This window comes from Kocuria tytonicola, from assembly GCF_003687455.1.
In the GTDB taxonomy this organism is placed as follows: Bacteria; Actinomycetota; Actinomycetes; order Actinomycetales; family Micrococcaceae; genus Kocuria; species Kocuria tytonicola.
The window spans coordinates 1-1252 of sequence record NZ_PHOA01000195.1 but is presented as its reverse complement, the minus strand read 5'-3'; the positions used below and the strand labels follow the sequence as shown (position 1 = coordinate 1252).

Below are 1252 nucleotides of genomic sequence, written 5' to 3'. Positions count from 1 at the left end.
CCTGCCACATCGGCGGCTTCCTTCATCGTGAACACCGCACTGGAACCCCCTGATAACCCTTCCTGGCTAGGGGCTTCGTTGCTGGGGGCGTCACCGTGAGTGGTCATGACACCCATTCTGACACCCCACCGTAGGGCCTCCTGATACCCCGGGTCGTTCCACCCTTTGCAACCACCCAAGACGCGCAGGGACATGTGGACATGCCGATCTGGCAGACGCTCTCAACTTTGGCCATTTGGTCATAGTGGGTGAGCCCGGGTGCTGTATACGGTGGAGGAGCTAGAAGTTTTAGGTACATAACCGCGATACGAGGTGGACAATACGATGAAGCCCTCACGAAAAGTCGCCAAAACATCAGCAGGGATAGCTTTTCTCGTGACAGCTGTAGTGGCTGGTGTGACAGCAGGCATGAACGGGGTGTCGCCCCAAGGGCCAGGAGAAATCGCCCGACTGGTGCTTTTCGTGCTGCTGGCTTCGGCCGTAGTCGCCGCTGTGGTGTACGGCGGAGCATCGCTGGCTACGAGCAAGTCTCACCGCACTTCTGAGGAGATCCGACCATGATGAGCACTTGGAAAAAAGCGCTGTCTTCAACCCTGCTGGTCGCTCTTACTGTTACCGGCACAGCCGCCACGGTGGCCCCAGCAACGGCAGCGGAAACCTCCCACACCCAAGCCTCGGATTCCTCCTACCGCCAGTTGAGCGGAGCCCAGGCTACTGGTCATCTGAACACGCTCAAGTCCCAGGTGACGGCCAAGGACGCCGTCACTGTGCACACTGATACGAAAAACCTGCAGTGGGACAAGGCTTCCGTAGGGGTGTTGGGCGCCAACACTATCGTGACTGTTCCGCTGGCCAACGAGGGCAGCCAGTGGTCAAACCTCACCGCGGTTTACAACTCTGCCGGTGAGCTGCAGACCTTTAGCGAAGGCCACTTCACCGAGCACTCCGCTACCAGCGGGCACGCTCTGATCTACAGTGACGGAGCGAAAGTCACCGACAAGGACGTGACGGCCAGCAACGTCTCGACCCGTAGCATCGGCGACGCCATCGGAGAATTGAACAACTGCTTGTCCGCGGCAGGTATCCCAGCCTGGATTGTCGCTGCAGCCACTGCCGCGTGTAGCTCCACTGGATGGGTAGGAATCGCCGCCTGCTACACCGCTGCCGGAGTCGGCGGAGGCACCGTCGGCTACTGCGTGGGCAAAGCATCCAAGAAGCTCTAACCCCACCCCACCATCACCAACGGACGCGT

The 1252-nt window shown here is 59.9% G+C and carries 1 protein-coding gene; it reads left to right on the top strand.

What is annotated here, in order from left to right; all coding sequences use genetic code 11:
• Positions 1 to 557 precede the first annotated feature (557 nt).
• Positions 558 to 1223 carry a hypothetical protein gene (locus CWC38_RS11795; protein ID WP_121846891.1) on the top strand — a complete coding sequence of 222 codons (666 nt, stop codon included), beginning with the start codon at positions 558 to 560 and terminating at the stop codon, positions 1221 to 1223.
• The last annotated feature ends 29 nt before the right edge of the window (positions 1224 to 1252 follow it).